Here is a 24,106-nt window from a genome sequence, read left to right as displayed (position 1 = left end):
ACCCAAGAAGTGATTCCTGGAATCCCCCGCCTTTAGGCGTGGGGAGGATGTCAATCTTTTACTATGCGGCTTCAAGAACACGCAATAAATCATTGACCATTCCATAAGGATGATCTGCCAGAGAGGTATTACAAAAAACAGCTAACGTCAGTTTGCGCCCGTGAAAATCGGGTAAATGCATAGCCCAAAGATTATAGCCGGGACCACCTCCACCATGTCCATACTTATGACCATACTTGGATTCAGGATCTGCCATAATTCCTAAACCATAACAAGGTTTTTTATACCAAGGCTCGTGAGTACCAGTGCGTACAAGAGTTAGCATTTGCTCTAGCTGCTTAGAATCTAGCAATTTACCTGAAAAGATAGCGTCAAAAAATTTCACCACTTCTTCAGGCGTAGAAGCAATTAGTCCTGTCGCACACCAGTCTGGATGATAACGAGGAATCACATTCTCCATAATTCGTTCCGAATTCAGGTATCGGCAATAACCAGGTGTCAGAACGCCTTTTGTGTCAACATGATGGGCAACATAAGTATTTTGTAAATCCAACACTGAAAATACGTTGTCTTCTAATGCTTGAGCAAATTTCTTACCGCTAACAGCTTCAATCACCTCATACAGCAACATATAACCTGTATTTGAGAGAACTGCTAAACTCCCCAAAACTAGGTTTTCTAATTGCAATAAAATGTGGTCGTTGAGTAGCCACTGAGTATCCTTAAAAATCTGGACACTCGGACTCTACCACGTCCGGATGACAGTAAAACTGTAAAACTGTTTGCACTTCATCCCCGATCCACACTGCTACTTTATCGGGACTGACACCGCTGCTGATCGCCCAGGTGGCGAAAGTGTGGCGCGTCGAGTACGGTTTTAGATACGGAATAATTCCTTTGGCTGCCAATTCTCGGACAACACCTGGGTATTGGTAGTTTTTACCGTTCTTGCTACAGCGCGAAACACTCCAGCAAGAGTACACAAGGTCATTGCTAAGTGGCTTACCTGTCTTAGATTTAAAAACCAGGTTTGCGGGGTGGTAGTCCTTCGGCTCTGGGCGCAATTGCAGTAACATCTGTTGCAACTTGGACCCGGACGCAGCGGGAAAGATACGCTTTTTATTGTTTTTCGTACCCTTGGCGACACCAAGAGACAGAGATTTATCAATAACAACTCGGGTACAGTTTTCTCTGATGTCCCCCCAGGTCAGCGCAAAAGCTTCCCCATGCCGGCAGCCAGTCCAAAATAAAAATTTCATCAGTGAAGCATAATGCTTTTGGATTGGGTGTTGCTCGAAAGCTTGGATAATGATATCGCGCTGCTCTAGGGTAAACGCTTGAGGGGAATTTTCATCGTTCGACGCCTTTTTGGGCTTTTTAATCTTAAGTTTGGCAAAAGGGTTGTTGGGGATAAGTCCTGAGTCAACAGCCCATTCGCAGCAATGGCTGAACATAAGCAGGTTTTGCCATGCCATTTGATGAGTTGTATTGCTAAGCAACCAGTTCCTAATTTCTGGTGCCTTCTCCAAGGATTGGGTAGGTAGCCGCCTGATGTAGCGAGCTGTGCCGTGGTAATGAATGCTAATAGTCGTCTGCTCTAAAAAAACCTGCTTAAATTCGGTAAACTTCTGCCAAAGTTGTGCCAGATTGTAAGCGTATTTGGAATTAGAGTTTTTAGAAACTTCTGTTTGAATGAGATGAGCCGGGCTTTTATTGGTTCTATCAGCTATAGACCGATAGCTCTCCAAAGTGCTATCAAAGCGCTCCAGCGTGATATCACTTGATATCAAATCACGCCTCGCTCTTGCGATTTTTCGGTTTTTGGGGGTATCGGTTAAACCAGTGCCGATGAAAAATTGCTTGTCGTAGCCCTTCACGCGAAACCGCAAGACAAGCTTGCCCGATCGCTTATCGGTGTAAATCCATTTGTCTTGATTCATGGCTACGCGATACCGTCCTCCTTATCGGTCACACCAAAAGTCACGTCAGCACCAAGCCAAGCAAGCATCAATTTGCGTCTAGACACTTCTAACCCCTCCTCGTCCACCTCGTCGTAATCAGGGTCATCTTCTGGATAAGCCCAGACATTGCCACAGTTTTGGCAGTTGTAAAAACCATAGGTTTGGTCGTAGCGGACACGAACTGAGCCGCACCCACTACATTGCTCTTGTTCCGTCACTGGCTACTCCTCTTAATCTGATGGGCTTGGTATGGACCAACGAGTTTGTGGCTAAAACCTTTCCCCTCTTTAAGCCACAAACCATCATTATTTATTGTCCCAATTGGCAGTACTTTACCGACAAGCTTCTGCAAATGTTTGGTGTCGCCAGCCAAAACTTTGACCTCCTCGCCAACCGCTAACTCTCCATCGATGGCAGTCTCTCGTGAGGAAGTTGGAAGCGCTGATAATTTTTCGCTGTCATCATTTTTACCAACTTCCTCGCCAACTTCTGTTAACACTTCTTCATTAAGAGATGTTACATGCGATCGCTCAGATGGGGGGGTCTGATCGCTTTTTTCTGGTGCGATCGCATCATTGATCATATCGCTGATCACATCTTTATTTTGCTCGTTTACCTTGCTATCTATAGATTCTGGCAAATGAGTGGCATTCGATGTGATCATGTGATCAAGTGGACAAGCTTTTTGATTTTCCTCTGGGCATGAAAAGGGTAAACTTTTGCTGCCCACTTGATCACATCTACCAAAATCCTGTTCCTGAGCGGAGAAAGATGTGATCAGCGAAATGTGATCAATCTGATCAACTTGCTCACGTTGATCACATCTCGCGTTGGGTAAAGTTTGCTTCCTCGCGCCAACGTAGTAAACTAAAGCACGTTTATTGTGCGTACTTCTTCCAGAGTTAACCAACCCCTCGGTTGCAGCTCGTCGCAGGTCGCGCCGGACTGAATCCTTGGGTAGTCCCAGCGCTTCTGCTACCTCTAGTGCTTGATAAGGAGTCCCTTTGTTCTGGGAGAGGAACTTTATGCAGCGCATCATATTGGTAGTACCATTGCTGCCACCAAGAAATTCTTCTTCAATCAGTCCGCCGAACTTCCAACCCCAGGTATCATCGTCATAGGTAAACTTGTAGTTACCTGGTCCACGCGAACGAGTTTTTTCGATGGTAAGAACATTGAATTCTCCTAACTCGTTCTGCTGCTTGGTGAACTTGAACACCTCATCTACTGTGTTCTTGATTGCCCTGGTGCCGCGAATCCCACCTTGAGCATTTGAGTGGTGAATCACTAGGAACGTGCAGCCAAACTCTTTGGCAAGGTGGCGTAAGCGCACCAAGGGACGAGCGTACTCAGTGTCGTTTTCTGAGTACAGGCTATCCACGCTCACTGAGGTGAGGGAGTCAACAATCACTAATTTGGGCTGATGTTGCTTGAGCATCGTTTTTAGTCGCCCAAACTCGCCAACGGTCCACTCGTCGCAGATGGCGAGGCGATTAGATATGCCGTCCTCTAAAAAGTCGTGCATTTCTAGAAGTTTTGCGGTGTTAATCGGTCCTTGGTCGGTTTCAATGAGCAGTGTATTCATCGGCTCAAATTCTGTTCCCTCGTAGGCAAAGGTTCCCCCGCTCACCGCAGCTTTAGCAAGAGAGAACGCCAAGCGAGTTTTCCCGACGCCACCATCAGCGTAGAGAACCACTACAGAATCAGCAGGAATAAATCCAGGAATAAGCCAACTTTGTTCTGATTGCCCGTACTGCTGGAAGTACTCTTTAGCAGAATGAACTTTGCTAGATTCTTGGGAATCTAGCCACTTAGCATGGAAGTCGAGCAGTTCCTTCTTGTTACCAAACTTCCACTTCTTAGCCATTTTGCGGAATGCCCAATCTCGTTGGGCAGTATTTTCAATTTCTTCAACTTCGCTTAAGTCCTTGCACAAACGCTCAAATACGTTTTTGTCCCACTGCTGCCAGTAACCCTTGCTGTCTTGCTTTCTCATCTGGGTGATAGGGAGAATTAAGTTTTCGGTATTCTCCATTATCCAAGTCAAGGGTTTATCAGTTTCGTGAGCATACGCTTCTATTTTGTTGACGCGGGATATTAGCTCACGGCGAAGATATTTTTCTACTAAGGCGTCAGCATGATAATTGATGTTTACTGCTGAAACGGTTCGGTCAATAAGGCTACCTAGCTTATTTCTTCCACCAACTCTTGTTAATAAATCATGGTCAGCAAGCCAGTTGATAACGCTTAGTAAATCGGTTGGTTTGTTTTGCTTGTGCAGCGCCAAGATAGCCTGGTAAATATCTTTATGCGCAGGGATATAAAAAGCGTCAGCAGTAATAATGTCCTTTATTCTAACAATAGCCTCGGGGTCTAACATACATCCCCCAAGCGTTACCTCTTCTATTTCGGGGTTACTTGGAGGTAAGCCGAGAGCGGGACGAAATTCTGGTTGTTCTGAGGGTGCGTACATCAGTTTTCACCCCCAATTTTTGCTATAATTCTAGTTATAAAATATTGCAAAGCAAACTTTATAACTGGTTGGCTGAATACCTGGTTGAGAGGTGTCCAGCTTATTTTTTTGGTAGTCATTTTTACTCCTCTTTCGTGTACGGTTATGAATCAGTTAAGTCATAATTAAGGTCGCGTTTGATTGAGCGGAGTGTATTGAGATTGTTGTACTGTTCCAAAATCTCTTTACAAATTTCGTTTTCTGATAGTTCCTGTCCCTTTAACTCAGCTAATTCCACTGCTAAGGCATAGGTTTGCTGCTGAGTGTGGAGTAAAAACCATCTCAAGATGTCAATTCTTGATTCCAATTGCTCAATACGTTCAGTCGACTTGTCACTGTTGGACATAGTTTAGAAAGGTATTTCGTCGTCTTCAAAACAGGTCAAATCTATCCCTTCGGCTTTGGCGAATTCTTCTACTGCTGTCCATGGGACAAAGTACAATAGTCGCGGTTTCAGTATCTCCAAGCGCAGAAAGCAAAATTCGTCAGACCACCGATTGTAATTAAGTCGAAATCTGACAATCGGTGTTATAGTCAGTTCAAAACGTCTAAAGTCCTGCCGATGAACTGCTGCCCATATCCACAGTCGCAGAGTGAGGAGTGCTTTCCTAAGTTGATTCACGAGCCGGGTAGTCGTCCACCATACATTTGTACTTGCCCGTCGCAGAGTGAGGAGTGCTTTCCTGATTTGATTCACTCCACTAGTGGTATGAAGCGTTACAACTTGTGTATTAATTGAATCAGTATCTTGGTTCATGATGTTCTCCTCGGTAGATTAAGAGGTACTCACCCAAGGTGATCGCCTGCTACTTGTAGTCGCATCTTGTGTGTCAAGCTCCCTACTGTCGCCCTGGGTTTTCGCTCTGTTTGTTGCCCCCTTTTCACAGGGTGTGATCATTATTCTCTGATGCCCGTGATATTTATCACGGGTGATTGAGAACCTGGCGCTTGCCAAAATGTAGGGATTAGTGTCTATCATGTAGATTGCATAGTACGTTAGTATCTATCACGTTCCAAGTCCCAAAGCGTTTTCTCAATGCACCACAAGACTGGTTTATCCGGGTATCTGTGCTGACAGTTGGCAACCAGACGTTCGGCGGTGGGAATGTCAAATTGAACCACTGTCAGAAGTTGGAGCCACGGTCCAGCGGAATCAGATTTATTGAGGTCAGGTTTGGATATTTTCTTGTGCTTGTGCTGGTGCGTTGTGTGCTGGCGCGGCTGCATACTCCTAGTAGCACGGTAATGGATTCTTAGGGTTAAGAATGCGAGGTACCAGGCGATCGCCATTAGAACTAGCCAAACGGAAAGAATTATGATGTGAATCATGGATTGAACTTGGTAAACTCAATTCCACGTTGCGGGAACTCTCCAGTCAAAAGCATCGGGGAGTTTTCGTATTTTTGTTTTGGGGTAACTATGTACTTTCCTGGTGTTTCACTCATAAAAGTTTTACCAAGTCTTGGCAATTAGACGCTTGCTGCTTTGTTCTCTCTGGGAACACTTTTAGCAGCCAGGATGAACTGGCGGTGTTGTCAGTAGAGGATGAAAATGAGCGATAAATTTGATTTGCGCGATGACGATGTCATTCACGCGAATAGTTCTGTAACTTTTGATGCGGGTTCAACGTTTAAAGTTAGCCAGCTAATGCAAGCCATAAGAAAGTACATGGGCAACTCAACTTCTTTTGTTAAATGGTTTACTGACGAAGGTGTTGAGTGTCAGGTTTTGCAAATTTATGGCGGGGGTTGGCAAAAAGGAAGGTTAAGGTTTCGCTTGGAGTTTATTCCTGATCAACCCGAAGCGCCTGAATCGCCGTCTAGCCCTGAGCCAACACGTGGCATTCGGTTCACTCTTCGGTAAATCATCTAGCTGATTTACATAGAACTCGACAGGAATAGTCGTCTTTCATAAAAATGCCGTCCTAGTACAAACAGGACGGCTACAGGCAATTATCTTCTTTTGGCTTTTCTCTAGTTAATCCCTGCTCTTGCATGGAGATTAAGTTGTAAATTTCTTGCTCAAGCTCTTGAACAGCGTTTTTAAAACCTTCTTCCTTTTGCCTACTTTCGTCAAGTCGAGCTTCTAATCGCTGCTGGTGTCCTTTAACGTATGACAGATACTCGCTTTCAATAAGCTTGAGACGCTCTAGGATTTTCCCAGCAGTACCTTCTCTGAATTGGACGCTTGACCTAATGGAATCTTGCCCTGGGCAATTTGGCGTAACAACTCTGACCTGGTCAATCCCATTGACTGAGCCATTGTTTCCATACTTGACCAGTCCTCTGGACTCATTCTCACATTGACTGTTTTCGCGTCTTCCGCTAATTTCTTTGGTCTTGCCATTATCTTGAGTCACCGTAGCAATAACCCCATTTTATCTTTACAAAACATCTTTTTTGTATAGACAAAACTCTTAGCTTGTTTTGTCTTTGCTTTATGCTAGCATTGGTTTAGCAAAGACAAAACAAGCTCCCACCCACCTCATGCCATAGCCGCCTGTGGGTCATCCCAATAAACCGGAGCGCTCCACCTCTGCCTCGCCCTTGCAGAGAATCACCCTCGCCCAGTTCATTCGTTAGGAGGACAAAAAAGCAACAGTCTTGCTGTTGCCAATTAGGGAGTTTTTTCTGTTTGTCAAACTGTGAGGTGATTAGATTTTCGTTTATCATGCAACGCAACCATAACTCAAAAAAAGTAAAACGACGACATCCGAATGTTGCAACAACGAGTGAAAAAAAAGGTAACCTATCGCTGTTACCTCCTCTGGTGTGTTGTCAGTTTTGAACTATCAGCATTTCAACGCAACGATAGCTCAAAAAATCTAAAACGGCGATGACCTTTATTGCAGACACCGCCGCAAACCAGCGTTTAATTAATTCAATTATCGCCTATGAACAAAATGAATCAAAACAAAACTTGCACTCCTCCCGACGTGTGCGACGTTTTGGCTACTGCTATTGTGCTAGCAGCCCAAGAACTAGCCCGTGTTTACCCTCAACCATCAGAAGACGGGTTAAATAGCCAACAAAGGTGGATAAACCACCTAGTGCAATGTGCCTGTAACCAACAAGAATCTATGACCGAGGAGGAAAGACTTGCTTTCAGAAAACAGTATTTTTCGGTGGAGCGCCTATGAAGAACGAAAATATCAACGCCGAAACTAGTGCAGAAGTACCCAGTTGGCTACAACCCACAATCAACATCTGTGACCTAACACTTGCCGATTGGTTCGCCATAGCCCGTGCTAATGGCTCTCCAAAACAATGGGGATTTTTTAGGTGGACTTATGCTGCCACCTCTCTTCTTGAGGAACTGAGCCTAGAAGAGTGGGAAATCGCAGTTGAACAAGCTGGTTATGACAAGTCCAATGGGCGCTTGTATTACGAGGCATACTCCAAAAACCGTTTGGTTGATCAAGACCCCAGTTAAAAAGATTCTAGAACCATGCCCCAAAAAACCAAGCGGGTTATTTTTTTAGTCACAAGAGAGTCATTAGCGAGTCATTCATGAGTCGTGACTATCGAACAACTTCAATATGACTTCAAACCGCTAAAACTCGACCCACGCATTGACTGGGTGCCAATAAACTTAGCAGCGGCATTACTTGACATACACCCAAGCCAAGTGCGACGGGACAGAGCAGTTCTTGAACAACTCGAATTAATCACCTACGCCAATCGTAGTAATGGATTCCATAGAGATGCGTTCTTAGCGCTCTGGGTTTTTAGGCAGCTCGTCCGCCAGCGGGGAAGAAAAGAAGCGATTCACCAAATCAGCGATTACTTGGAGGAATATTATGAACGAGAAAGACAGAGAAGCAGTAGCGCGAGCTAAGCGCCAGCAGCGCAAGACTAACCAGCAGAGCACCAGGACTGAGGAAACCGGAGAGCAGGCAGGACAGATAGGAACAAATGAACTATCAGCCATAGCGGATCAACTCTCAGATAACATCGTAGACTTCGTTTGGGCTGATGCCTTACAAAAAGCATTCACCAGATTATCGAACGGCGACATGGGCAAAATCGCACCCAAAATGCTGAAAGCTTTCGGCTCAGGACTGAACAGCAACTTCCAAACAGAACTCGAAGCGCTCCAGGAGTGGCATGACCCAAAATACGCATTGCCGCCGAGCAGCGAATCAGATGGCTGATACTGCTGACCATTTGTTCCAAACCACGGGCAAGAGTGGCAGATTGGGTGGCGATCGCCATTGGCATAGCTGCCGTTTGCCTCAGCTTTTATCTAATACTTTCAAAGGTTCAATGTCATGACAGTGTCCGAAATTATATCTCTACTACACAAAGCAACCGCTGACTTAACCCGCATCCATGAATCAGATGCTTGGCAGTGCTTAACCGAATCTCCCCAAGCTCACCCCCAAATAGAACAAATCATGGGCGACGCGCAGCACTACATCACCGAATTGCGGTTGCGGGTCGGTCAATCACTGGAAGGACCGACTTTGACGCCAGGGCTTGAGCAGGAGTTAGTCAACTTGTTCACCCGGGGAGAAGATTCACCAGCCACCTAAAGCAGAGCAGCAGTAAGGTAATCCAACTACCTGCTGCTGCCCAATCTACTCTGTGATGTCTACGCCATAACTTACGTAAACAACTGAGGAAATTTTAACCTATGAAACCAGTCGGGTACTATGTCGCATACACCCCCGGTGACGGTGGACTGCTCGAAGAAATGCAGGAAGCCTGGGGGGCACAGTTCCAACAACTGACTAACGTAGAGCGCTTGTGGATGATCACCAAGCTTGCTGAGGAGGCGTGTGCCGAGATTACTGAGGCGGATGACGATGATGTGGATGAAAGCGTTGAGCAAGCAATGACCCGATTAGACGAACTTAGCACTAGTAGCAAAGTTGGGTTAATTCTGGCCCTGGTCAATCAAATCAGAGGAATTTGAATTTAATTCATCAACGATTCGTAGGGGTAGTAGACGCTACCCCTGCAAAAAAAAGCAATGGACATACTTAAAATAGCCAAGCGCAATCCGGTTTCAGTACTGTTTGGCGTTGGGATACTTGCTTGTTTAGCACTCAGTAGTGGCAACGTCAAACAGCAGATGCAATCACTCTCCCAGGTGCGCGAACTGGCACAGCAGAATTCAGCCAAAGAAATGAAGTTACGCGCCACTGAGGATTTTATGAAGCAGCAGGCTGAAATTGCTGCTAACAGATACAAGTCCGGCTGTGTCATGGTCGTCGCCATGAAAAATCCTAACTACTACACAGCACTCTCAGAAGGACAGCCGGTCATAGACCGCGTTCGGCGAATACCTCTGCCAGCGGGGACGGTGGTGTGTGACTCCAATGGCTCCACAGGAATTCTTGAACCCGCTGCTGACGGTACACCAGTTGTTAGCGCGATAGCTTTCACAGGAGATCGCGCACTTGTAGAAGCTGCCAGAAATCGTAACAAATCTACACGTTATGCACTACCCAATCAATAGGAGCAATAATGCCAATACCTCCCAAAGGTTCCTCATCAGCTTTTAGCGGTGGAAGCACTACCCAAAAAGAAAGCGGTGTAGATACCCGCAAGATTATCAAAGTTTTGTACTGGTTAACGGTACTAGCGGGTCTAGTGTTCGCTTACATGAATATTGCCCCATATGCACGAATTGCCAAGACCATCATACTTTCAACTACGGATATCGACCTGGTGAAGCTAATTTCGTACATCCCAGTCATCAACGGTATAGCCGCCACAATCGGCACAGCTATTCACTGGGTTATTGGTTTCATTTTGTGGGCAGTTATTCAAACGGTGGAAGTCTTCCCCATCGTTTTACAGCGCGATCGCGCTTTCATGAAAACAATCATCAACGAAGCGAATGCCCATCAAAAATTTGAGGTCAAGGAAACCGATGACCCAGCGCTGGCAGCTCTTAAGAAGTGGTACAACCAATTCCCCAGTTTAACCATTAGCCGCGCTCGCACTGCCGCCTTGTTCGTCTACGCAATTGACTTTATAATTTGTATCACAGTTTACCCACCTTGCCCTGGTGGCTTCGGGCAACTGGTTTACATCTTGTTCACAGGGCAATTTTCAAGATTGGATTGGACCAACATAGTGCTATTGCTTTGCACCTTGTTCGTGATTGAGTTGATTGTTCGCTTTCTGTTTTACCTGGGGCAGATTGCTTACTTCATGAAATCCGCCCACTCACGCTCCTAAAAAATAGCGCCCTTCAGTTCAAGCTACCTGGTAGGTGCAAGTCCTACAAGGGCGCCTGTGAGATTACCCAAAGCCATTATGACGAACTTTAATCCTAAGTCGAATAAGTTCACTGCTGAGCAATGGCAGATTATAGCATCAGAAACCATCTCTGAATCAAACGCTCAATATTTGGTGATTGGTGGTATTGTCGGTGGATTCATTGCCGCTAGTGCTACTGCATTCCCCCCTACTGGGTTACTTGTGGCAAGCTGGGCATTATATGAGGCATGGCGCAAAACACGAGCACAGAACCGGAATGATGAGGCGATCGCCAAGTATGGATGTGTTGCCCATGTCCTCACAGGCGATAATTTGCGCGACTATCGGGAGCAGGTTGGGGATGAGGAAGTGCTAAAACAAATGAGTTGGGCATCTGACAACGGCTATGTCCTGAGCAACGACGCACTTGACTTTCTAGAAACTCAGCCACCTTTTATCCGTCAATTGCCGCAATCAAGAGACGAGCCATCAACAACTACTACTACAGTTGAAACCCAGGTTATAGACTACTACGACCCTACCGCAAGCGCGACTGTTGACATTGTAGGGGAGATGACGGAACGTATCAGCAATATGTTGATTATCGGCATCCCAGGCAGTGGAAAAGGGATGTTGGTTGCAAACACAACAAGAGTTGCCAAAACCAAGCACCAAAATTTAAAAATATTCGGTATCGACCCCAAAAACGACCCCAAGGAAACCGGATACTTTGATTGCTGTGACGTAGTAAAGCGCTTTGCTTGCATGGATGCCAAACCTGGGACGGTGGCCGCGTGGGCAGAAGCTGTTTTTGATGAGTATGCCGTCTACGCCCAGAAGCACCAACGCACCTTACTGATTGTGGATGAGGGGACGATGCTAGGCAACAAATTGCAGCAGGCTAAGTCAACCCTGCTTATAGATAAGCTGACCTCTTACGCCAGCGGGGGAGATTCAGCAGGCAGAAACGTTTGGTTTATGATGCAGTCACCCTACGTTAGCGGCGCATCTCTGAACCTCAGCACCACCAGCCAGATGACCAGCGTGGTCATTGCTTTTGAGGAAAACATTGGAGCGATCGCACAATGGAAGTCAGCCAAGATTTTTAAAAATCTGTCACTTGATGAAGTGTCAGAACTGGTTAACAACTCCTCTACAGGACGCGCCATTTACTACGGTAAAACTGGGCAATGGTACATGATGCCTCAGCTAAGAAATTACTCTGGTTATGACCGAGACAAGCGCCAATATCTTCCTGGTTTTACCTCTCAAGGCAACGAGCCAATTACCAAAGATATTGAGGCTATCAATCGGTTGGAAGAATCGTTGAACAGCAATTTACAAAACGAGCATTCTAAGCCTAACCCTGGACTCTCTCCTAGCGCAGAACTGCTCTTAAGTTACTTTGATAATGTCAAACAGAAAAGCCCAAAGTCAATAGCCGACCTCAAGGATGCCAATAAGTTAAGGCAGTTAGATAGCAGCGAATTACTAAAGGCATTAAGAGAGTTAATTGTGGCAGAGCATTTAACTTTTGACACAGAAGGTAGATACCTTAAGCCCGACTGGGAGTAGTCCGGTAATGTGTCAGTAATGGAGAAAAGTAGTGAAAATTTGCTATTACCGGCTCTGTTAACGGATTACCGACACTGTTACCGAAAACTCGGTAATGCTTGCTGTTTCAGGGCGGTAACGTTACCGACGCTCTTACCGCTCCGTTAACGCGCCGGTGACCATTACCGACTCATTACCGACAAGTTTTTATTAGTTAATCACTTCTAGTTAATATTAGGAGAATGCATGAGGATAACAAAATTAGCAATCATTGAAGCCATCACCGTAACACTGGGGGCAAGTGGAACGCTTGCTATTATCATCGGCGGTGGCGCTTGCCTTGGTGGCGCTTCTGCAACCGGGGTCATCAAAGCAGGTGAATTTCTTTCGCTTAATCGCCCAACGTACCAAAGAATGATGTTCTATGGGGGCATTGCTGCTGGGGCTGGCTTGTTTCTTGTTGGTGCTGGCGTAGGTATAGCCGAGTTTGTTGGCGATCGCATCTCAGAGGAAGATTTCCATCTCCTTGATGCAGAAGGGGCGGCCATTGAAGAGAAACAATCAGAACAAAAGGGCAGTGAGTTACCCGCTCAAGTTCTACCAGAACACAGACAACGAACTTGGCAGGAGTGGCACGAATACGAGGAAATCAAAAAATTTTGCAGAGGATGCGAGTACTACCAAGGCGGTGGGCGCTGCGCTCTGTACCAAGAATCGAAAGCTGATTGTGGTAGCCGAGCAGAGAAACCGTCTTGCAGCAGCTGCAAGTACTACAGTGGGTTGGAGTCGCTACCTTGTGCGGTACACCCGGGATTGAAAGAGAATTGCCCGGACTGGGAGGACTGTAGCAACTGACCACCGTCTAATTTTGGTTAATAGTTGTTATAAAAACATAATTTTTACAAGAAACGGCATCTTTATGGCTCTATTTCTACCCAGAGGTTTGCCATGAAAAATGGTATAAGCAGAGCTATAAAGAAAACCGCAACAACAAACATTGTTAGGAACGTCAGGAAAATCAACATAATCTAAAAATTAAAAACTTGTCAAAAAAAGAGCGGATTTTGATAGACCGCTCAAAGTATCAACCGTGATAAGAGGAGGAAAACTTTTTATTGAAATTGAGCGAACTTGTCGGCTGGTATGATCGCAGTGTCGTAAGTTTTCAATCCCATTGACCTTACTAGGGGTAAAAACTTGTTGTAATGGGTCTTTGTCCAACGACCAACGAAACAGCCAGCTGACCAAAGCCCAATCTTATTTGGTGGTGGGTCGTCATCGTTGTTCCCGGTGGTATGTTGATTCACACCGAAATCGGGTCCAACTACCTTTAGATCTCCCGTGCGTAGCCCGTCTTTGTTAGCATCCCGGAAACCGGTTATGGACGCACATTGAATGAGTGCTTGCTGTCGGTGGTGCATTCCGAATTCCCACGCATCAAGAAACTGGGTATCGCATTGGGTACGAAACGCACCGCGCGGGTTCATAGGGTTGTAGGTGTAATGAGCGCCCGGCTCACAAGTGGCTTCAGCGGACATTAATACGACCCCTGTATGGCTGACGAGGATTCGCACATCGTCCCACTCGTCTAGCCGTCCTTTCACTGGTTGCCAAGTGTCGGCATTGGCATCCTCTAAGTAAACAATATTTAAAGGGCGAATTCTCCACCCCTTTGATTTCATATAACGGATTAATTTATTTCCCAATTCTTGAGAAACCATATCTACTCCTTCTCATCTTCGTGATATTGGCGAATCCTGAAATTCCCTTGCTTGTTTAAATAATTCTCTATATCTTTCAGTGAATGATAAAGAACAGTGTATTTATGATTAATTTTTTGGTCTAATTGATTAGCAATCAGATTTACTGCTTCCTTACGGTTAAGCATGTCTTGAATGTGCAAGTCTAGTTTTTTATCTACCTCTTCAATTTTTTTGAGCCTTGGCTCTATCTTTTCGTGCCCTTCACTGACAATGTGTTTGGTTAAATCTTCTTCAATTTCTTTAAGAGAATTGGTAACATTATTGAATTGAGTAATAATTTTAATTGCTATAGCTCCTAGCGCACAAGCGCTAACGAGAATTCCTAAAAGAACGCTTGTTGACTCTAAGTTTAAGGTAATCCCCGTAGGCTGCTGCTGAGTCTGAGCCGTCGTTAATAACATTTGTAATAGTTATTTATGTCTTTTTCAATTTCTTCGTAATTAGGGAGAAACTTATTATAAATAATCAGCTCCTTTATCGCGCCTTGCATTTCACACAGTAGCGAAGTTCTTCGTAAACCACCAATAATCAATTCACTTGCTATTGGGGTGTAGGTGGGGTTTTTGTTAGCGGTGTCGAGAATCGTCTGTGAATTCTTCCTTATGAGGATACGAGAATTACTTCTCAAAAGAGAAAGAATTGAAAATTCTCGAAATTCAACAGTAGCCGTAACACGCCCATCAAGATAATTTCCTATATCCCAATAGAGAATCCCATCATGATAGCTTGGGAAAATAGTAATACTAGAGGGAGAGGCTTGATTGTTAGAGAGCAAAACGTTAGCGTTTTCAGTTTTAGCGCGAAAAACAATAAAAAGAGAAGTTGATGAATCAGAAGCAACCAACTGAGAAGAATTTAAATCTGGAATAAATAAAGGACCACTGCTAACATCAATTGCTTCATCCTCTAGTAATGGAGGCGGAATAGAATCGGAACGCGTAGCAATAAACTTGTTTTGGCTCTGGTCGCGCCAACTCAGTACTTCCTTTTCAGAAGTTTCATAAAGTTGATTGCTATAAATTGATAATTGCCTCAAACTAAGCGCCAAACCAGCACCTGGATATTTATCAAGTAGCAAAGCTTTTGTCGCTGGTGCTGGTGTTGGCTCAGGGTTGGGCGTTGGTCCTGGCTCTGGTGCTGGTGTTGGTTCTGGTTTGGGTGTTGGCTCAGGGTTGGGCGTTGGTCCTGGCTCTGGTGCTGGTATTGGTTCTGGTTTGGGTGTTGGCTGCGGCTGCGTCTGCATCGACTCAACAATAATTTTGTCTGTATCTGTGACCCATCCAATTTCAGAGCCAGCAAAAGCTAATTTTAAGTAATCATTTTTTGCAAACTTGACTGATGCTGATGACTTGCCTTCAAACGCTATTTGCCCAGGATTTATGTAAAGCGGGTTTTTATCTAATCCGACTGCACCTAATAAATCCACCTCTTGTCCTAGTATTGGCGAAGCAGGTAAAGTCAGTGTCCAACTTCCGCCCGTAGTATCAATTAGCAATTTATCGCTTGGAAGCGCAGTATAATTCGATGTTTTTAATTTCCATGGATCTTTATCGCTTGCTTCAGAAGAAGGATTCGGACTAGCATCTTCCCCTGGCACGAGTCGGAATGAAACCATAAATTCAAGCATTTGCATTTGCATTTGTATTGGACGCATTTTTTATCTTTGCTAGTTCAGTTAACAATTGATTTTTCAAATTATCAAACTGACAATCTGTCACCTCAGACCCAGAGCGGATAATCCGCCAAGACATCTCATCCCCCGTCCAAACTCTAAAAATAGAAAAGGGATACTCCATAAATTCAAAATCAGCACTAATCTCATCAAGATTAAATGATTGATTGATTTTGATATTTAAAGCGTTTTGCAATTCACTTGAGAGAACCTCGTTCAAGTCCTGCTGAAATTGATTAGCTAAAACCTGAAGAGCTTCTGCCAACGCCGCCTCTTGCCGAGCCTTGATCTGCTCATTGCGCTCTGTCGAATTGCGCCAAGCTTGATTAATAGCAGAGTCTAAATCCAGTTCAGTGTTTAAATAAACTTCCATATGTCTCCTTATGTTTCTTGTTCTGCTCCTGGTTTCTTTAGGAGTTCTTGAATAAGTTCATCTGTACCAAAAGGCTTTTCTTCAGTCCAAAGCAAGATTTTGTCTTGCCGTCGCATATACTCGCCATCATTGAAGCGAATACTGCTACCGCGACCACCAGGAACTTGATATTGATTCATGATGGTGCAGTAAGCCGGATAAACTCGTGTTGGCTGCTTGGTATAGGTTCCGGAAATATCCTCGGTACGGTCTTCACTGATTGTGGGTTTCTTTACCAAATGTGCTTCGCTAAGGGCAACTAAGGCTCGCAGTCTGTCCTCGGCTTCATCGCCAGTTGCGCCCATCACTTGCATTTGTCGCCCGTTGCTCAATATTCCGGTGGCTCGGTAGCGTCCCCACAAATACCCGTTTTTACCGCCGCAAGCAAGTTTGATGCTTTCCCAGTCACACTTAGAGCGCTTCACATCGGGGACAGCGTAAGTTGCTGTCACTAATCGTTGTCCCTCTGGCGCTTTCCAGGGTGGTTGGTCAACTGAAAAGAAAGTGATAACTAGCCGGATACTTTGAGGCTTTGCCCTGAGGTAATCATCAGCAGGCATTCCTACCAGCTGCCCCACGTCGCGGTTCTCAATTAATCGGTAGTTACTTAAAGTCTGAACAATTGTTCCTCTAAGTTGCTGCTCTGGACCTGCCAAAATAATCCGTTCACGTTGGTTGGTGCGGTCGGGCTGGATTTCGACATAGCGCTGCTGTCCTAGAATTAACTCCTGCTGACTAGCTAGCTTTTGTTGGGCAATGTAGCTATCTAAACTATTGGCGACGACGTAACCAGCTTCCACGCATCCCTCCCAAGCTTCTTCTAAAAATTCTTCAACAAAATTTTTGACTGCTGTATTGGGGATGGATTCCACTGCATTATCAAGAGCTTTAGCAAAACTCCAAGGCTTAGAATTAGGCTGCCCCCAAGCTTGAACCGCTCTTGCTGCTTTATCACCAAAAACTGCTTGTACAAAACCAATGTTGCTTCTAATGAGCTTTCTGACATTTTTAAAAGCCCACATGAAAAGCGCTTGCACGCCACTAATAAAGCTGTAGCGAATCAAGTTGTTGAGATTAGCTATCAACTCTTCAGCGAATTCTTCGCTGACATTGGCAAGTACATAAGCTCCTAAAGGCTCATTAAAACTAAAAATGAAAGCTCCAGGTAAAACGCCGCAAGCGAGGTATCCAAAAGCATTGCCTAGAGTGCCACCAAGCATAGATGCTAGTACATTAAAACTGTTTTGCAACTGCTGGTCTAATTCCTTGTCAGTAACATTCCAGTTGAAATTCCAAATGTACTGAACTGTGGCAACAATCAAGCCCCAAAGTGCGGTGAAGCTGATGCCAATAAGTTTAAAAGCTTCCCCAATCAACCCTAGAAATTGTTTGCCAGCGTTCCAGATCCAACCAATAATATTTCCACCTTCGCTTTCCTGCCGCACTTGTAATGCTGCTCGGAAAACACGCACTCCCCCCTTACCAATTTGGCTTCTAGCAAGTTCAGAAGACAAAGAACTTCGGACAATATCGGCAGCACCCATTAACCCCAAAGCTCCTCTAATTTAATCTGCCAAATTATATCTTTGGTCATTCCGACACTTCGGCGCAATTTGAGGAATTTCTTGACTTCAAAATTCCGGAAGTAAACTGACCTATCTTGCAAGTCTTGAGGAATTGGAAATTGAATTAATTGCTTATCTGCCTTGGGATAAAGACGAATTGATTGACTGACTTGATTAGAATTAGCAGTTTGATAACGAGCGCGTAGATAACACCAGCTTTTGACTTTGGAGAAATCGTCGCAAAAGTAAGTAACTCTTAACGTGGCGTTAGCACCTGTCGCCGTATTTGGGAATTTAATCCAGTCAGCAGATGTTGGGGTTGTCGTGCCTAAATTATTCCAAACTCCGATATCATCCGTAATTGTCTGCGGCATCGTCTTCCCCGATTTCTTCTAGCCGTGCATGGTATTCACCCCCTTCAATGTATTCGGTAAAATTAGCTTCGTCTACAGCTTCTAACAAGCCAGAGCCATCAGCACGGACAATATAAGTTAAGGCACTTTCACCTGGCGGCAAGCTGCTATATAACCACAAATCAAATTTTGGATCACCCGGAAGCAAGAGCTTATTATTAAGCTGTTGCTCCAGTGCCACCGGCTGCACCATTTAAAACCACTTCCTCGGTTGTTTGATTGAATCCACTTTCACCTAAACTGCCAGTTTTGTTAGTAGAAAAGAAGGAACTAAAAGTCCCACCGCCAGTTGTTTCAAAACTTGCTCTTCCTGGTCGGGGTATACGACTTCCCCGGACTAAAGAATCTCTTTCGGCTTGAGTATTAATTGTGACGGCTGATTCTAACCCAAGCGCTGCTCCATAAGCATCAAAATCGGTTCTGTTCATTGAGAAGCAGTAGCGTGCTCCATTTGATAAAGTAACAATCGCTGTCAAGCTACCACGGGAAGCGGAAGCTGGGCGGACCAGCACAGCTCCTCCTTGCTTGGATAAGTTCCATCCAGCGCTAAGTGCCCTTGCTAGCGAAGGTGTAGCACAAAAAGTACTCACGCTCCTTTGAGTACCCGCTGCCGCCGTGCTGATTCTTTTGGTGACGCGTGGTGGTTTCGGCGCGTTTGCTCCCACAACCATAATCTTGCCGACTTGAGCACTGGCAGCAGCTACAGTTAAATGTCCTAGTGGAGCAATATCCGCAGCAGAGACGCCACTGATAGAAGTTAAATCTTTTGTTTTGAATCCATAAAGGATTTTAGTGTTTACTGGGACAAACACTAAATTATCTCGTTTGACATTGCGTGTATACCCTGCCATGCTTAAACATTCTTTTTTGAAAGACTAGATATTAATCTTTTTACCTAATAGAAAACAGCTTGTAAAGCCCCAGCTGACAGGGGTTCGTGGCAGGTTTAAGAATAACTTACCAAGCTGTTAATATATATTCAGATGACAAAAAGCCCTTAAGGGTCTAAAAATATTACGCACTCTTTTGTAGGTTTATGATTTGACCTAAAAACAGCTTAAAAAATCCTGATTTTTACCTAATTTTTTTTAAGAATTAATGAACTTAAACAACCAAGATGAAATTAAAAGTCTTTCCATTGTTAGGAACTCCGTGCAAACGCTTAATAATGCGCCGTAAGCATCCTTTGGGTAAACGAAGTGGACAGACATATCACTACCGCCCGCAAACAAGGTTAATCAATCGCCTTGCACAAGAATTGGAAATGTCACCCCAATCCGTAAGACAACAGATTGCACAAGAAAGGCTTTATTTATTGCGCCAATACTATGGAACAGAAATTGGTCCACAGGATGTATAGCTTATTAGCCGCTTTGATTTGAACCATTAGGGTTATCAGAGCCGATTTTGCGGATGCGCGGACGACGGTTGAAGTCCTTTCCGTAAGGATGTGTAGTATCTGTAATCCCTGGTTGAGAGATGAAGCCTTGTTCTGCCTGATCTAAAAACGCATCCCAGGAGTTAGATCCATTAGCGTCAGGGTTAGAATTGTCCATCTCCTTGGCAAGTTCCCCTGCACCGCGTTTAAGCAGTTCCAGCAGAGCACCTGGAGCATTTGGCGGAATATGGCGGAAGTTGGCGGCTTTCCACATAGCTGCCAGTTCTAGAAGTGGTGCTAAATGGTCGTTGAGGTCTTCCTTGCCGTCGTTTTCCCACCCTCGGTACTTGATGTTAGTCTCCTTGAGGACTTTATCAAGTTGTTCCTCTCCTGGGGTGAAAGACATCGCCAATTCTCGCTCAACTTGCGCACCCTTGTATCCTAGATATTCGGCGTTTGCTTTGGCGTATTCGTAAGCTAAGGTTGCTGTTTGTTTGGTACTTCCTGCTTCAATCATCCCGCGAATCGTAGCTGATAAATTGGCATCGCTTTCAGTGCGAAGTACCATCAACAAACCCACAATCTCAGCTAGTGATTCCGCGATGTTGGGCAGTTTAATTCGCTCTGCTTGATTACCGGATTTGGTGAGGTCAGCGTCTTCAATTTCAATTTCAATTGGGTACTTACCACATAAAGCATCTAGCTGCTTTACTAGGTACGATAAAAATCTTGGTTGGTTGTGTATTCTAATTTCCCCACTCGACGGATTAGTGAGTGTTTTGGGGACTTTGATAGGGAAATCATCTATGCCAATCACGTAATTTAATCGGCATTTTTCAGCTTCCAACTGGGCAATTCTTCCAAAATACAAACTAACCTGTGACTCTGTACCTTTAACTGCACCGACAGTGATTGAACCAAACGTTGGGCGAATTACAGGGTTTTGCTGATCTTCTGATGCATCCCTGATTTCACAGCTTAGAAAAATTGGCACTGAAACATCAACTATTTCCACTTCTCCTCCTGACTGCCCTGGCACTATTGAGGATCCTTGGGGTCCTTGAGGTCCTTGAGGTCCTTGAGGTCCTTGAGGTCCTGGAATTCCTTGAGGTCCTTGGAGTCCCTGCGCTCCTTTTTCCCCTTGTCTTCCTGCTGGTCCTTGTGGTCCTTGCTTACCAGGAGCACCCGCCGGACCTGGTACTCCTTGCTTACCAGGAGCACCCGCCGGACCTGGTACTCCTTGCTTACCAGGAGCACCCGCCGGACCTGGTACTCCTTGTTTACCAGGAGCACCCGCCGGACCTGGGGAACCTTGCTTACCAGGAGCACCCGCCGGACCTGGGGAACCCTGCTTACCGGGCATTCCTTGCAATCCGCGTTCACCTTGGGCACCACGCAGTCCTTGAAGTCCCCGCAATCCTTGGGCACCACGCAGTCCTTGAAGTCCCCGCAATCCTTGGGCACCACGCAGTCCTTGAGGTCCCCGCAATCCTTGGGCACCGCGCAGTCCTTGAGGTCCCCGCAATCCTTGAGGACCCCGTAATCCCTGAGGACCGCGCAGTTGTCCAATTTCGCTACGTCTGACAAATAGCCCTAAAAGACCAAGAATTCTTGATACATCGGCAGCAAGCCTGTCAAGCCCGTTATCTACGCCATCAATTCGCGTTCCCAGTGTTTGTAAAGTTGCAATACTTACCCCTAAACTAGCTAGCGAAGCTGCAAGCGAGGCAACTGTGCTGGCTGCTTGCAGCGATTTAGTTAAAGCAGATCCTGCTTTTGTAGAAGCGCTTCTTGCAGTATCTGTAGCAATCCTCGCGGACCCAAAGGCATCATCTGCCTTGGCCAGCGCTGAGACGCCTTTTTTTAACGCTTCTCCGGCTCTACCTAATGCACTGGTTGCTTTGGATTCCGCCGCTCTTGCTAAATTGTGTGCCTGTGTCCCTACACCATAAGCTTTATTTGCTGCGACCCTAGCAGATTTAGCGACTTCTTGCACATTTTCTACTGTACCTTTAGCGGCGCTGGCTACATCTTGCGCTACTGTGGCTTTTTTTAAAGCAGAATTAATACCTTCTTTTAAAGGTCCAATTTCTGTAAGAATAACACCGTTGGCTAAAGGAGAGATTTGAGGAACAATAGCAGCTTCACTGCGCTTCACAGCTTGAGCGATAATTTTTTCTTCATCAATTTTTTTCAGTGCTGCTATTTCCGCCCGGAGTGCAGCAAGTTCCGCTCGCAGTTCAGCACAGCAATCAGTCATTTATCCTCCTAATCATTGAGCGCATAGCGGCTATTTTAGATTTAAATTCAGAGCAAGGAATACATTGATATCCAGGATATTTATAAAAATCACACTTCATGGAATTTTGGGGACAATCACCACATTGACAAGTGTATATAGGTTGTCCTAATCCATAATCAGTAAAATTATTTCCTTGATTATCTACTATATTAATTTCCCATTTTAATGGTTCTTCCTTGCCATCAACACGTCTAAAAGTTATGTCACGGGGAACATAAGGAGGGTAGCATTCGCTTGCTTGACGAGAGGTTCTTTCAGCAGTCCCAAGAAAATTGAAATAAGCGATTCTTCTTTCTCCAGTAGAGTTAGAAAATTTTATTCCTTGCCTGTAGTACTGATAATCGCAATACAAGCTGAATCCTGATAGTTCCAGCCACTCGGTAATAGGATATTCAAAAGGTGGATAAATAATTTTTGTATTTGGAGATATTAAAGTTCCTTGAGACTGCGAACCAGAATCGCCATACCTTATGCTTTGAAGTACTCGCCCAGTCTGTTGATGACATTGGTCAATCCAGTATTCACAGTAATATCCAGTAAAAACATAGTTCTTGGCAGTGATAGGTTGAACAACAATTTTTATGGGAGAATTTTTACTACTGTATATAGTTTCTTGCTTCTCAGGAAACTTGTACTTAATTATTGCTTTTTCTCCAGCTTTGCAGTAATTCATAATTCGCTGGGAGTCAAAGTACTGTTAGCATTAATTATCTCTACATTAACATATTTATACTTAGCAGGAACATTTACTTCTATAACCAAAATATTGACACATACTGGTTTCTTGGCAACAACAAAATAAGTTCTCCAGCGATAAATATAAATCAGCGACAGTAAATCATTTGCTTCATAAATCAATGCTCTAAGTAACAAGGCCACAAATAAAGATTCAGCAGTATTATTTGGCTTTGAATCAAAAAGTGGTAAATCAGATTTGGTGATATAGATAAAATTAGCATCTTGCCTGAAATTATTTCCAAAAAATCTAGCATGGCTTGATAAATAGTCTTGATAATTAATGCTTTTGGTAAAATAAAACCAAGAAATCAAATAAAGAATACAATGATGAAAATAGCTAACTGTTGTTATCAACCCCAAAGAAGAAATAACAACTTTAAGATTCATACCAAAAGAATAAACATTTATAAAACTACTAATTTTCCCATGACTGGGTAGACTATTACTAAATCCTAGCTGAGAATTAATAACCGCCATAACTTAAATTTCTAAGCTACTCTTACAGCTAACCCACCACTGCTGGGATTCAAAATCAAGTACTGATTGGAACTATTAGGAATTTGTAAAACGTCAAACCGACTTGTACTACTGCCAGCAAACAGTACTAAATCATCAGAAGTTCTACCAGACAAACCTGTATTACTTTGAGATAAAAGTATTAATCCTTGCAAGATATCTCTTCGATTAGATATTGTGTTTACACTTCCTAACCTACTAGTGCCAGCTAGGGCGATATCGTGTTCAGTAGTATTATAAGGATTTAAAGCTGAAGTGCGGAACAAAGAAAAAGTATTTCCTGTAGGAATGAACACATAAGGAAAGCTGTTTAAGTCCCACCAAGAAGGCTTGTTGTTTGGCGAACAATATCCTAAAGGGTAATAAACAGTGTTTTGATAAACTAAAATAAGTTTATATTCTGGGTTAGCGTTTAGCGCTACAAAATTAACTTGAAGGTTACTAGCAAGAGCAGTGTAAGTTATTTCTGTACTGCCATTGGTTCCAACATGAGTCGATACAGTCCAACCAGAATAAATTTGTTGAGCAACGACTAGCGCAGTAGTTACCCTTATTCTTAAATAAGCTGTTCCCGCTAACTTAGTAGAATCGATTATTACGGCGTAAACAGCTATTTTATCTGTACCACTTGTAAATTCATCAAAAGGAGCAGGATAGCCAGCATTTGTAAATGCTTGCTTGATGCCATCATAAAGATTTTGCTGAGTAATTGTTGGAGCTACAAAGCTATCCATTCTTGCTGCTACTGCCATAATTAATAATCATTGGGATTGATTGCAGCGGAAGCGTCAGGTCTTTGCATTTCTATGGAGTAGGACCGCTGGCGATAAGTGGTATTGTTTCGGGTCACCAAGCTATCGAAGGATTGAGTGATAGTAATTTGAATATCGGGGTTTAGGGCTTGATTCTCGTCACTTAAATACTTTTGCGCCAATAAGAGTAAAGCAACGACTAAGCTTTCAGCGCTGTTTGTCGCGGATGCGCTTAAACCTACTGTTGCCAAATCCGCTTTACTAATTGTGAGAGTGGTCGCCGTTTGGGTGGCACCCGGTCCAAAAACGTCTGTTAGCTGAGGCTCCGCCATGCAAGTAAATCAGATGAATTATCA

Annotated in this window: 34 protein-coding genes; 13 read left to right on the top strand and 21 right to left on the bottom strand. The window is 44.3% G+C overall.

Annotation, left to right across the window (positions count from 1 at the left end; genetic code table 11):
- Positions 1-61: 61 nt before the first annotated feature.
- The 7 genes from ACM0OZ_RS35005 to ACM0OZ_RS34975 all read right to left on the bottom strand — a co-directional run bounded on the left by ACM0OZ_RS35005 (position 62) and on the right by ACM0OZ_RS34975 (position 5,802).
- A complete protein-coding gene (locus ACM0OZ_RS35005) occupies positions 62-688 on the bottom strand; it encodes a serine hydrolase (protein WP_414587438.1) in 627 nt (208 codons plus the stop codon).
- A 34-nt stretch (positions 689-722) separates the two neighbouring features.
- On the bottom strand, positions 723-1,940 hold the full coding sequence (locus ACM0OZ_RS35000) for a tyrosine-type recombinase/integrase (RefSeq protein ID WP_414587437.1): 1,218 nt from the start codon (positions 1,938-1,940) through the stop codon (positions 723-725).
- 2 nt (positions 1,941-1,942) lie between these two features.
- Positions 1,943-2,179 (bottom strand): hypothetical protein, encoded by a 237-nt coding sequence (locus ACM0OZ_RS34995; RefSeq protein ID WP_414587436.1) that lies wholly within the window; start codon positions 2,177-2,179, stop codon positions 1,943-1,945.
- Complete coding sequence (locus ACM0OZ_RS34990) at positions 2,176-4,434, bottom strand: DnaB-like helicase N-terminal domain-containing protein (protein WP_414587435.1); 2,259 nt, start codon at positions 4,432-4,434, stop codon at positions 2,176-2,178. Before ACM0OZ_RS34990 ends, ACM0OZ_RS34995 begins: the two co-directional genes overlap by 4 nt.
- A gap of 142 nt (positions 4,435-4,576) precedes the next feature.
- Complete coding sequence (locus ACM0OZ_RS34985; protein WP_414587433.1) at positions 4,577-4,819, bottom strand: hypothetical protein; 243 nt, start codon at positions 4,817-4,819, stop codon at positions 4,577-4,579.
- A 3-nt stretch (positions 4,820-4,822) separates the two neighbouring features.
- Positions 4,823-5,230 carry a hypothetical protein gene (locus ACM0OZ_RS34980; RefSeq protein WP_414587432.1) on the bottom strand — a complete coding sequence of 136 codons (408 nt, stop codon included), beginning with the start codon at positions 5,228-5,230 and terminating at the stop codon, positions 4,823-4,825.
- A gap of 239 nt (positions 5,231-5,469) precedes the next feature.
- The gene (locus ACM0OZ_RS34975; RefSeq protein ID WP_414587431.1) at positions 5,470-5,802 is read right to left on the bottom strand and encodes a hypothetical protein; all 333 of its coding nucleotides are present in this window, start codon (positions 5,800-5,802) and stop codon (positions 5,470-5,472) included.
- Positions 5,803-6,024: 222 nt separating this feature from the next.
- Between ACM0OZ_RS34975 and ACM0OZ_RS34970 the strand changes: the two genes are divergently transcribed.
- Positions 6,025-6,336 carry a KGK domain-containing protein gene (locus ACM0OZ_RS34970; protein ID WP_414587430.1) on the top strand — a complete coding sequence of 104 codons (312 nt, stop codon included), beginning with the start codon at positions 6,025-6,027 and terminating at the stop codon, positions 6,334-6,336.
- Between the two features lie 285 nt (positions 6,337-6,621).
- Here ACM0OZ_RS34970 and ACM0OZ_RS34965 read toward each other — a convergent pair whose 3' ends face one another.
- Positions 6,622-6,735 carry a hypothetical protein gene (locus ACM0OZ_RS34965; RefSeq protein WP_414587439.1) on the bottom strand — a complete coding sequence of 38 codons (114 nt, stop codon included), beginning with the start codon at positions 6,733-6,735 and terminating at the stop codon, positions 6,622-6,624.
- A 640-nt stretch (positions 6,736-7,375) separates the two neighbouring features.
- On the opposite strand from ACM0OZ_RS34965, the gene ACM0OZ_RS34960 reads away from it, so the two are divergent.
- The 11 genes from ACM0OZ_RS34960 (at position 7,376) to ACM0OZ_RS34910 (ending at position 13,094) form a co-directional block, all read left to right on the top strand.
- Positions 7,376-7,612: a hypothetical protein gene (locus tag ACM0OZ_RS34960; protein ID WP_414587429.1), complete on the top strand. Its 237-nt coding sequence runs from the start codon at positions 7,376-7,378 to the stop codon at positions 7,610-7,612.
- A complete protein-coding gene (locus ACM0OZ_RS34955) occupies positions 7,609-7,905 on the top strand; it encodes a hypothetical protein (protein WP_414587428.1) in 297 nt (98 codons plus the stop codon). The genes ACM0OZ_RS34960 and ACM0OZ_RS34955 overlap by 4 nt, the downstream gene beginning before the upstream one ends.
- A gap of 84 nt (positions 7,906-7,989) precedes the next feature.
- Positions 7,990-8,310, top strand: a complete 321-nt coding sequence (locus ACM0OZ_RS34950) for a hypothetical protein (RefSeq protein WP_414587427.1) — start codon at positions 7,990-7,992, stop codon at positions 8,308-8,310.
- Positions 8,273-8,626 carry a hypothetical protein gene (locus ACM0OZ_RS34945; RefSeq protein ID WP_414587426.1) on the top strand — a complete coding sequence of 118 codons (354 nt, stop codon included), beginning with the start codon at positions 8,273-8,275 and terminating at the stop codon, positions 8,624-8,626. Before ACM0OZ_RS34950 ends, ACM0OZ_RS34945 begins: the two co-directional genes overlap by 38 nt.
- Positions 8,619-8,747 carry a hypothetical protein gene (locus tag ACM0OZ_RS34940; protein WP_414587425.1) on the top strand — a complete coding sequence of 43 codons (129 nt, stop codon included), beginning with the start codon at positions 8,619-8,621 and terminating at the stop codon, positions 8,745-8,747. Before ACM0OZ_RS34945 ends, ACM0OZ_RS34940 begins: the two co-directional genes overlap by 8 nt.
- Positions 8,744-9,007, top strand: coding sequence for a hypothetical protein (locus ACM0OZ_RS34935; RefSeq protein ID WP_414587424.1), 264 nt, complete (start codon positions 8,744-8,746; stop codon positions 9,005-9,007). The genes ACM0OZ_RS34940 and ACM0OZ_RS34935 overlap by 4 nt, the downstream gene beginning before the upstream one ends.
- Positions 9,008-9,108: 101 nt before the next feature.
- On the top strand, positions 9,109-9,390 hold the full coding sequence (locus ACM0OZ_RS34930) for a hypothetical protein (RefSeq protein WP_414587423.1): 282 nt from the start codon (positions 9,109-9,111) through the stop codon (positions 9,388-9,390).
- A gap of 57 nt (positions 9,391-9,447) precedes the next feature.
- Complete coding sequence (locus ACM0OZ_RS34925) at positions 9,448-9,936, top strand: hypothetical protein (RefSeq protein ID WP_414587422.1); 489 nt, start codon at positions 9,448-9,450, stop codon at positions 9,934-9,936.
- Between the two features lie 8 nt (positions 9,937-9,944).
- Positions 9,945-10,664 (top strand): hypothetical protein, encoded by a 720-nt coding sequence (locus tag ACM0OZ_RS34920; protein WP_414587421.1) that lies wholly within the window; start codon positions 9,945-9,947, stop codon positions 10,662-10,664.
- A 78-nt stretch (positions 10,665-10,742) separates the two neighbouring features.
- On the top strand, positions 10,743-12,260 hold the full coding sequence (locus ACM0OZ_RS34915; RefSeq protein WP_414587420.1) for a hypothetical protein: 1,518 nt from the start codon (positions 10,743-10,745) through the stop codon (positions 12,258-12,260).
- Between the two features lie 225 nt (positions 12,261-12,485).
- Positions 12,486-13,094 carry a hypothetical protein gene (locus tag ACM0OZ_RS34910; protein ID WP_414587418.1) on the top strand — a complete coding sequence of 203 codons (609 nt, stop codon included), beginning with the start codon at positions 12,486-12,488 and terminating at the stop codon, positions 13,092-13,094.
- A 257-nt stretch (positions 13,095-13,351) separates the two neighbouring features.
- Here the strand turns inward: ACM0OZ_RS34910 and ACM0OZ_RS34905 are convergent, their stop codons facing one another.
- From ACM0OZ_RS34905 to ACM0OZ_RS34870, 8 genes are read right to left on the bottom strand one after another with little or no spacing between them, the layout of a single operon-like run.
- A complete protein-coding gene (locus tag ACM0OZ_RS34905; RefSeq protein ID WP_414587417.1) occupies positions 13,352-13,960 on the bottom strand; it encodes a hypothetical protein in 609 nt (202 codons plus the stop codon).
- 2 nt (positions 13,961-13,962) lie between these two features.
- Positions 13,963-14,403: a hypothetical protein gene (locus tag ACM0OZ_RS34900; protein ID WP_414587416.1), complete on the bottom strand. Its 441-nt coding sequence runs from the start codon at positions 14,401-14,403 to the stop codon at positions 13,963-13,965.
- Complete coding sequence (locus tag ACM0OZ_RS34895) at positions 14,394-15,656, bottom strand: hypothetical protein (protein WP_414587415.1); 1,263 nt, start codon at positions 15,654-15,656, stop codon at positions 14,394-14,396. Before ACM0OZ_RS34895 ends, ACM0OZ_RS34900 begins: the two co-directional genes overlap by 10 nt.
- Entirely contained in the window at positions 15,622-16,047 is a 426-nt protein-coding gene (locus ACM0OZ_RS34890) for a hypothetical protein (protein ID WP_414587414.1), read from the bottom strand. Before ACM0OZ_RS34890 ends, ACM0OZ_RS34895 begins: the two co-directional genes overlap by 35 nt.
- Positions 16,048-16,055: 8 nt before the next feature.
- Entirely contained in the window at positions 16,056-17,630 is a 1,575-nt protein-coding gene (locus ACM0OZ_RS34885; protein WP_414587413.1) for a hypothetical protein, read from the bottom strand.
- Positions 17,630-18,025, bottom strand: coding sequence for a hypothetical protein (locus tag ACM0OZ_RS34880; RefSeq protein ID WP_414587412.1), 396 nt, complete (start codon positions 18,023-18,025; stop codon positions 17,630-17,632). The genes ACM0OZ_RS34885 and ACM0OZ_RS34880 overlap by 1 nt, the downstream gene beginning before the upstream one ends.
- Complete coding sequence (locus ACM0OZ_RS34875; protein ID WP_414587411.1) at positions 18,003-18,257, bottom strand: hypothetical protein; 255 nt, start codon at positions 18,255-18,257, stop codon at positions 18,003-18,005. The genes ACM0OZ_RS34880 and ACM0OZ_RS34875 overlap by 23 nt, the downstream gene beginning before the upstream one ends.
- Positions 18,223-18,915, bottom strand: coding sequence for a hypothetical protein (locus ACM0OZ_RS34870; protein ID WP_414587410.1), 693 nt, complete (start codon positions 18,913-18,915; stop codon positions 18,223-18,225). The genes ACM0OZ_RS34875 and ACM0OZ_RS34870 overlap by 35 nt, the downstream gene beginning before the upstream one ends.
- A 266-nt stretch (positions 18,916-19,181) precedes the next feature.
- On the opposite strand from ACM0OZ_RS34870, the gene ACM0OZ_RS34865 reads away from it, so the two are divergent.
- Positions 19,182-19,424, top strand: a complete 243-nt coding sequence (locus ACM0OZ_RS34865) for a hypothetical protein (protein WP_414587409.1) — start codon at positions 19,182-19,184, stop codon at positions 19,422-19,424.
- 4 nt (positions 19,425-19,428) lie between these two features.
- Here the strand turns inward: ACM0OZ_RS34865 and ACM0OZ_RS34860 are convergent, their stop codons facing one another.
- From ACM0OZ_RS34860 to ACM0OZ_RS34840, 5 genes are read right to left on the bottom strand one after another with little or no spacing between them, the layout of a single operon-like run.
- Complete coding sequence (locus ACM0OZ_RS34860) at positions 19,429-21,702, bottom strand: hypothetical protein (RefSeq protein ID WP_414587408.1); 2,274 nt, start codon at positions 21,700-21,702, stop codon at positions 19,429-19,431.
- On the bottom strand, positions 21,695-22,417 hold the full coding sequence (locus ACM0OZ_RS34855) for a hypothetical protein (RefSeq protein WP_414587406.1): 723 nt from the start codon (positions 22,415-22,417) through the stop codon (positions 21,695-21,697). The genes ACM0OZ_RS34860 and ACM0OZ_RS34855 overlap by 8 nt, the downstream gene beginning before the upstream one ends.
- The gene (locus ACM0OZ_RS34850) at positions 22,414-22,959 is read right to left on the bottom strand and encodes a hypothetical protein (protein ID WP_414587405.1); all 546 of its coding nucleotides are present in this window, start codon (positions 22,957-22,959) and stop codon (positions 22,414-22,416) included. Before ACM0OZ_RS34850 ends, ACM0OZ_RS34855 begins: the two co-directional genes overlap by 4 nt.
- Positions 22,960-22,970: 11 nt before the next feature.
- Complete coding sequence (locus ACM0OZ_RS34845) at positions 22,971-23,750, bottom strand: hypothetical protein (protein ID WP_414587404.1); 780 nt, start codon at positions 23,748-23,750, stop codon at positions 22,971-22,973.
- Positions 23,751-23,752: 2 nt separating this feature from the next.
- Complete coding sequence (locus ACM0OZ_RS34840; protein ID WP_414587403.1) at positions 23,753-24,082, bottom strand: hypothetical protein; 330 nt, start codon at positions 24,080-24,082, stop codon at positions 23,753-23,755.
- Positions 24,083-24,106 lie beyond the last annotated feature (24 nt).

This window comes from Scytonema sp. PCC 10023 (assembly GCF_963920835.1).
Taxonomy (GTDB): domain Bacteria; phylum Cyanobacteriota; class Cyanobacteriia; order Cyanobacteriales; family Nostocaceae; genus Kalymmatonema.
The sequence above is the reverse complement of the archived record's forward strand: the minus strand, read 5'-3'. Positions and strand labels throughout refer to the sequence as shown.